This is a genomic window from Mycobacterium sp. UM_11 (genome assembly GCF_001414075.1).
Taxonomy (GTDB): Bacteria; Actinomycetota; Actinomycetes; order Mycobacteriales; family Mycobacteriaceae; genus Mycobacterium.
On record NZ_LATC01000069.1, the window covers coordinates 20,265 to 27,087 of the forward strand.

Sequence of the window (6,823 nt, forward strand, 5' to 3'; positions counted from 1 at the left end):
GATTCAGCGGTTGAGTCGCCAAATGTGGGTGGCCAGGACGGTGGCGAACGAACACCAGAGCGGGTACGCCGACAGGGCCAGCCCGGCCCGCGGGTCGGCCTGCGCGGCCCGGCGCGCAAGGTCGGCGCTGCTGGCCGTCAGCACGGCCGCACCGGCCGCCGAGGCGCCCAGTTTGTGGAATCGGAAGAAGAGCCAACTCCATGAGGCGTTCAGGATGAGGTTCACCCCGAGCGCGGTCGCGTAGCGGCGCGCCTTGTCGTGTTGGCCCGACGCCCGAAACGCGTCGATGGTTTCCGCGGAGGTGACCGCGATGTCGCCGTAGAGGGTGGTCCACGCCACGGGGAAGGCGGCGCTGGGGGGCTGGTACGGCGGCTTGCGCAGCCGCGCATACCAGGTGGAGACGCTGGTCGGGCTGGCGATGCTTCCCGATACGGCGGCGGCGGCGACGGCGAGACCCGTCGCCGCCAAAGTTGACCTGTTCACGCGGTGCTCCGTTCGTGTCGGTTGATTTGTGGTGCAAGGACTTTGGCGGGTTGTGGTTGGCTGGGCCACCAGATGCGATCACCGATGAGGGCGAACAGCGCGGGAATCACCAGCGTGCGGACCACGAAGGTGTCCAGCAGGATGCCCAGGCCGACGATGATCCCCAGCTGGGTCAGCACGATCAACGGCAGCACGCCGAGCACGCAGAAGACGGCCGCCAAAACGATTCCCGCACTGGTGATGACGCCACCGGTGGCCGATACCGCGGCGACCATGCCGGCGCGTGCACCGCGCTGTGCGGACTCCTCGCGGGCGCGGGTCACCAGAAAGATGGTGTAGTCCACGCCGAGGGCGGCCAGAAACAGGAAGGCGAACAAGGGCGTGCTGTTGTCCAGCGCCGGAAAACCGAAGACGTGGCTGCTGGCCCAGCCGCCCATGCCGAGCGCGGCCAGCGCGCCGAGGATGGTCGCGGCGAGCAGCGTGGGGGGAGCGAGCGCCGACCGCAGCAGGACGTAGAGGACGACCAGGATGACCGCGAGGATCGCCGGGATGAGCAGGTGCCGGTCATGGGTGGCCGCGTCGCGGACGTCGAGCGCCTGCGCATCGGCCCCGCCGACCAGCGCCGCGGGGCTGGCGGACTTCGTCGTATCACGCAGCGCGGCAATGATTGTGAACGCACGCTCGGAGGACGGCGGCGCGTCGATCACCACTGACCACCTGGTCAGCCCGGACGACGAGCGGCCCGACTCGGTTACCGACACCACTCCCGGGGTCGACGCGATGGCCTGCGGCACCGGCGAGGCGTCGGGGGCTATCACCACCGTGGGGTTGGCCAGGCCCGCCGGAAAATGCGCTGCCACAACCTCATAGCCGGTCACCGAGTCGGCGTGAACCCGGAACTGTTCGGTCTGCGACAGGCCGATTCGGGTGCCCAGCAGGCCGGTGGCCAGCGCGGCCAGGCCCGTGATCGCGACCGTCGCGACGAGCGCCGGTCGCCGGTTCACCCACTCGCCGACGCGTTGCCAGGCGCCGGAATCCGGGGCCGGGCTATCCTCGGCGCGCGGAACGAAGGGCCAGAACAATCGCCGGCCGCACAGCGCGAGCAACGGCGGCAGGATCACCAGCGCGGACACCGCGGCGACCACCAGCCCGCACGCCGCCAGCGCGCCCAGGCTGCGCGTGCTGGGCGTCGAGGCGAACAGCAGGGTGAGCAACGCCAGCACCACGGTGGCGTTGCTGGCGACGATCGCCGGCCCGGCCATCCGCACCGCGCGGCGCAGTGCGTCTCGATGCGCGCCGTGGCGTCGCAGCTCCTGCCGGTACCGGGAGATCAGCAGCAGCGCATAGTTCGTGCCCGCCCCGAAGACCAGCACGCTGGTGATCCCGGACGTGGCGCCGTCGAAACTGAGACCGGTCAGCGGCGCCACGGCGGTGCCCACCGCGGCCGCGACCCGGTCGGCGAACCCGACCACCAGCAGCGGCAGCAGCCACAGCACCGGTGAGCGGTACGTGGCGATCAGCAGCAGGGCCACCACCGACGCCGTCACCGCGAGCAGGGTCACGTTGGCGTTGGTGAACGCGCTGGCGATGTCGGCGCCGAACGCCGGGCCGCCGGTGACGTGGGCGCGCAGCTCCGCCGGCAGGCCGGTGGCCGCGGCCTTGCGCAGGTTCGCGACCGCGTCGCCGAGCGCGAGCCCCGACAGGTCGGCGCAGACGCGCACCACCCCGATGGCGGCCTTGCCATCGGCGGATACCTGCGCCGGTGCGGGGGCGTCGCCCGGCTGCGCGGCGGCCTGCACGCGATCGCGGGCCGCTTGGGCGGCGGCGACGTCGGCCGGGCGGAGTGCGGCGCCGTCGGCGCGGCTGACCACCACGATCAGTGGCAGCCGGTCCCCACCGGGGAATTGGCGGGCCATCGCGTCGACCCGGGCCGAATCCGAGCTGGTCGGCACCGACAGCGGGGCCTGGCCGGCCGCGGCGTTCGCGCCGACCAGGACGATGAAGACGATGCCCGCGAGCGCGGCGCCCAGCGCGAACAGCCACGAGCGCCGTCCGGTTACGGCCGCGGCGACGCCATCCCACACCATGAGAGAAGTCTTTCAGTGTGTTAAACATTAATCAACTGAAATTTCGCATCGCCGCGCATAAGCTGGGCGGTACGCAACAAGGGGCACTATGGACATTATGGACGCGAGGGGGCGCGGGTGAGCCGCGCCGAGGTGCCGGCCGTGACGTCCGAGCCGGCGCCGATGACCACTCGCAAGCGGCGGCACATCGATGTCTGCCTCGGCGAGCAGGTGAACTATGAGCACGTCAGCACCGGGTTGGAGCGCTACCAACTGCCCTACAACGCGCTGACCCAGACCAGCCTCGGGGACATCGACCTGTCGACGAAGTTTCTCGGTGGAAACCTGCGGGCCCCGCTTCTGATCGGTGCGATGACCGGCGGTGCCGAGCTGTCCGGGACGATCAACCGGAATCTGGCGGCGGCCGCTCAGCAACTCGGCATCGGGATGATGCTCGGCTCGCAACGAATCATGCTGGACAGCGCGATGGGGGAGCGGGCCGCGGCCAGTTTCGCGGTTCGCGACGTCGCCCCCGATGTCTTGTTGTTCGGCAACATCGGCCTGGCCCAGCTGACCAAGGACGTCGTGCCCGATCTCGCCAAGGCCCTCGACCGGGTGGGCGCCGATGCGCTTGCGGTGCACACCAATCCGCTGCAGGAGGCGATGCAGCGCAACGGTGACACCGACTTCTCCGGATCGCTGGACAGGCTGCGGGATGCGGCCGACGCGATCGACTGCCCGGTGCTGCTCAAGGAGGTCGGTCACGGGATCGGCGGCGCGGCCGCCGCGGAACTCGTTGGGGCCGACGGGGACCTGCCGGTTTCCGCCATCGACGTCGCGGGCGCCGGCGGAACCTCGTGGTCACGCGTCGAGCAGTTCGTCCGCTACGGCGAGCTTCGTTACCCGCACCTGGCCGATTGGGGCATTCCGACCGCGCGGGCGATCGTCGAGGTACGTGAGGTGCTGCCGGACATCGGATTGGTGGCTTCCGGCGGCATTCGCACCGGCATGGACGCGGCCAAGGCGATCGCCCTGGGCGCCGACGTCGTCGCCGTGGCTCGACCGCTGCTGCCCGCGGCGATCGAATCCGCTGGGGCAGTGGTCGATTGGCTGCAGCCGTTCATCGACGAGCTTCGGGTCTGTCTGCACGGCTGTGGTGCCGCGAGCCTTTCGGGGCTGCGCTCCGTCGACCTCACGCCCGCGCCGTCGCCCTGACATGGCGGTGATACTGGCCTACGGCTCGCCGGCCCTGGGTCACCTGCTGCCGGTCGGCGCGCTGCTGGCCGAGCTGGCCGGCCGTGGTCACCAGGTTCACGCGCGCACCATGTCGGCGGGCGTGCCGACGCTGTGCGCCGTCGGCGTCCACGCCGGTCCGGTCGACCCGGACATCGAGGCGATCGTCAGCGAAGACTGGAGGGCGCGAAACGCGCTGGGGGTGTTGAAGTTAACGATCGACGTGCTCTGCCGTCGTGCGGTGCTCGAAGTCCAGGATTTGCGGCGCGCGGTGGATGCGGTCCGGCCCGATGCGATCATCGTGGACGCGAACTGCTGGGGGGCGATGTCGGCCGCCGACGCCGGCGACATCCCGTGGTTGGTCTTCTCGCCGTTCACGCCGTACCTGCGGTCTCGCGGCGTGCCGCCCTTCGGTCCGGGGCTGCGCCCGCTGCCGGGCCTGCTCGGCGACGCGCGGGACGCCTCCGTGCGGCCGATCGTGCGGCATCTGTTCGACCGGCCGATGTTGCCGCGGGTCAACGTCATTCGCGCCGAGCTGGGGCTGCCGCCCGTCGCGTCGGTCGACGGCTTTCTGCGGCGAGCGCCGCTGCTACTGGCCGTCGGCGGCGAGCCCTTCGAGTACCGGCATCCCGGCTGGGCCGGTTTGGTTCACCACATCGGCGCGTGCGCATTCGAACCGGCGGAGGCCGTCACGCCGGATTGGGTGAGTGCCATCGAGCGGCCGGTGGTGCTGGTGAACACCTCGTCGATCAGGCAGTCCGACGCCGAGCTGGGGCGGATTGCGTTGCGCGCGTTGGCCGATGAGCCCGTCCACGTGGTGGCGACCTTCCCGGCGGGCATTCCCCCGGATCTGCCGCGACCATCCAACGCGACCATATGCCGCTTCGTCCCGCACGGTGCGGTACTGCAGCGGGCCGGCTGCGCCATCACCCACGGCGGGATGGGAACGACGCTGAAGGCCCTCGACCGCGGCGTGCCCGTCTGCGTCGTGCCGTTCGCGCGGGACCAGGCCGAAGTCGCCCGCCGGGTGGAAGTCGCTCGCTGCGGCACCCGCCTGACGGCCAAACATCTCAGCCCGGCGCGGTTGAGGGCGAAGGTGCGCGCGGCGATGACGATGCGGGACGGCGCGCGGCGAGTGGCCGAAGGATTCGCCGCAACCGGGGGTGTTGCCCGCGGGGCCGACCTGATCGAGCAGCGGGTGCTGGGGCCCGCAGCCCGGCGGCCGGTGCGCTAGGCCGGGCGATCGCCGGTCTTGGACACGGCACGGCGCCTGGTTTTGGCTGGTTTGGTGTCGTTCTCGGGCGGCTTGCGGGCCGCTCCGCCGAGTTGCTCCTCGAAGGTGACCATCGCCTCCGTCATCGCCGTGAAAACCCGGTGCGCCGCGAGCAGATCGCGGTCGGGCACGTCGGCGAGGGCCTTGTGCAATTCCGCCCCGAGCGGGGTGAAAAACGAGCGGGCCAACGCCATGCCCGGTTCCTCGTAGCGCAGCAGTGTCTTGCGCCGGTCGGTGGGATCGGGCTCGCGCCGGAGGTGGCCGGAGTCGATCATCCGGTCCACCAGATAGGTGATGGCCGCGGGCGACACGTCCAGGCGCTGTCGCAGCTGCGCCGGCGTCATCGGTGTTCCGGCCGTTTCGGCAACCATGATGTGCAGCAAGGCGTGTAAGTCGGTGCCGCCGACGTCGTTTTGACGGGCGAAGTGCCGGCCGATGCGGTCCGAGTGCGCCGTGAGTGCGCGCATGTCGGCCGACATCAATTTCTCGAGTTCGGCTCGGTTCATTCGCCGATCGACGGCGCCGCGCTTGGTCACTTATCGGTGTCCTTCTTGCGAGATACGCCGACTAGCGTATCGGCGATCGCTACGCGCGACCCACGTACCCCGGCAAGTGTCTCGCATTTTCTGCCCGATCGGCCGGTGATTCGCCGAGCGGGTTACTCCTTCGTCGGGTCGTGGCCCCAATTCATCAGCGAGTACCGCCAAGCGCTCTCGTCGACATCGCCCGTGGGGCGTTGCGCCAAATGGCGCTTGGCATAACCGACCACCTTGCGCATATGCGCGAAATCGTCGCCGGTGAGATCGCTCCGCTTGGCCCTGAGTATGTCGACAATGCGCCGACCGCTGGCGTGACCGGTCGACTCGTCGCCGCCCCGCTTTTGGCCCACATTTCGCGACTGCTCGGTGGCAAGCCAGTGCTCCAGTTCGGTCGGGGTCATGTTGACCGTTTCCCGGAAGCGATCCCAGGTGGTTGCCTCGTCATCGTCTGCCATCATCCATCGCCTGTTCGGTTCAGTCCGCGGGGCGCAACGCGCTCGGCTTGTGCACCGCGTCCGCGCCGGTCTTGTCGCTGCGAACCTTGTACTGAGGTTCGTCTTTGGACGCGCGCACGGTGCGTCCGGCGGCCTCGGTGTCCGAGGTGATCTCGCCTTCGACCGTTCCCCGCACGGTGCTGCCGTGGCTCTTCCACTCGACCTTGTCGCCCTTGTGAAACTTCCGGTCACTCATGTCGCTTCTCCGTTCATCAATGCGCCGTGGCCGTGACGTCGCGTGCGATGCCGCCGAACACCACATCGCGGTAGGGTGCCGATGCGTTCCAAAAAAGCTGTCCCGCAAGTCCATACGGCTGGAACAACGCCCGCTGGCGGTACAGCGAGCCGCCTCTGTCGTCCGGTGTCGCGGACAGCTCCAGCCATAATCGCCCCGGCAGCGGGATGTCGGCGCGCAGCCGAAGCCGCCGGGGCGCGTCGATGCGCTCCACGCGCCACCAATCCAGGGCCTCGCCTTCATGCAGCTCCTGCCCGTCGAGGGGGTGGCGCCGCGGCCGGACCATGCGCAGCGCCCCGTTGATCCAGCCGCGCAGCGGCCATTCCAACGGGAGCGCCGACCAGTTGCGCTGAGCGACGGCGGTTTGGATGGCCCGCCAAAGCGTTTCGGCATCGGTGCGGCCATCGCGTTGGCGCAGATCCTCATACAGCGACCCACCCGCCCACTCCGGGTCGGTGGGCAGCGGCTGCGAAGGCGCGCCGCTGTCTCTTATACACATC

8 protein-coding genes are annotated in these 6,823 nt (G+C 69.9%); 2 read left to right on the forward strand and 6 right to left on the reverse strand.

Features of this window, described 5'->3' with window-relative positions:
• Window positions 1-3: 3 nt before the first annotated feature.
• Window positions 4-483: a TspO/MBR family protein gene (locus tag WU80_RS17125; RefSeq protein WP_055403975.1), complete on the reverse strand. Its 480-nt coding sequence runs from the start codon at window positions 481-483 to the stop codon at window positions 4-6.
• Entirely contained in the window at window positions 480-2,570 is a 2,091-nt protein-coding gene (locus WU80_RS17130) for an MMPL family transporter (RefSeq protein WP_055403974.1), read from the reverse strand. The genes WU80_RS17125 and WU80_RS17130 overlap by 4 nt, the downstream gene beginning before the upstream one ends.
• A gap of 162 nt (window positions 2,571-2,732) precedes the next feature.
• On the opposite strand from WU80_RS17130, the gene fni reads away from it, so the two are divergent.
• Both fni and WU80_RS17140 read left to right on the forward strand, forming a co-directional pair.
• Window positions 2,733-3,764: a type 2 isopentenyl-diphosphate Delta-isomerase gene (gene fni / locus WU80_RS17135; protein ID WP_197281279.1), complete on the forward strand. Its 1,032-nt coding sequence runs from the start codon at window positions 2,733-2,735 to the stop codon at window positions 3,762-3,764.
• A gap of 1 nt (window position 3,765) precedes the next feature.
• Window positions 3,766-5,016, forward strand: a complete 1,251-nt coding sequence (locus WU80_RS17140) for a glycosyltransferase (RefSeq protein ID WP_055403973.1) — start codon at window positions 3,766-3,768, stop codon at window positions 5,014-5,016.
• Here the strand turns inward: WU80_RS17140 and WU80_RS17145 are convergent.
• From WU80_RS17145 to WU80_RS17160, 4 genes are all read right to left on the reverse strand, one after another.
• A complete protein-coding gene (locus WU80_RS17145) occupies window positions 5,013-5,591 on the reverse strand; it encodes a MarR family winged helix-turn-helix transcriptional regulator (protein ID WP_055403972.1) in 579 nt (192 codons plus the stop codon). The two genes, WU80_RS17140 and WU80_RS17145, sit on opposite strands and share 4 nt — an antisense overlap.
• 122 nt (window positions 5,592-5,713) lie before the next feature.
• Window positions 5,714-6,049, reverse strand: a complete 336-nt coding sequence (locus WU80_RS17150) for a DUF3140 domain-containing protein (RefSeq protein ID WP_055403995.1) — start codon at window positions 6,047-6,049, stop codon at window positions 5,714-5,716.
• A 19-nt stretch (window positions 6,050-6,068) separates the two neighbouring features.
• Window positions 6,069-6,284: a DUF2945 domain-containing protein gene (locus WU80_RS17155; RefSeq protein WP_055403971.1), complete on the reverse strand. Its 216-nt coding sequence runs from the start codon at window positions 6,282-6,284 to the stop codon at window positions 6,069-6,071.
• A gap of 16 nt (window positions 6,285-6,300) precedes the next feature.
• The coding region (locus tag WU80_RS17160; protein WP_055405796.1) for a DUF2867 domain-containing protein at window positions 6,301-6,823 on the reverse strand (523 nt) is incomplete at its 5' end.

What these genes read in the sequence shown, in the direction of transcription:
- fni (WP_197281279.1), top strand. Translation starts at nt 2,733, where the DNA reads ATGACCACTCGCAAGCGGCGGCACATCGATGTCTGCCTCGGCGAGCAG.
- WU80_RS17150 (WP_055403995.1), bottom strand. Translation starts at nt 6,049, where the DNA reads ATGGCAGACGATGACGAGGCAACCACCTGGGATCGCTTCCGGGAAACG.
- WU80_RS17130 (WP_055403974.1), bottom strand. Translation starts at nt 2,570, where the DNA reads ATGGTGTGGGATGGCGTCGCCGCGGCCGTAACCGGACGGCGCTCGTGG.
- WU80_RS17140 (WP_055403973.1), top strand. Translation starts at nt 3,766, where the DNA reads ATGGCGGTGATACTGGCCTACGGCTCGCCGGCCCTGGGTCACCTGCTG.
- WU80_RS17155 (WP_055403971.1), bottom strand. Translation starts at nt 6,284, where the DNA reads ATGAGTGACCGGAAGTTTCACAAGGGCGACAAGGTCGAGTGGAAGAGC.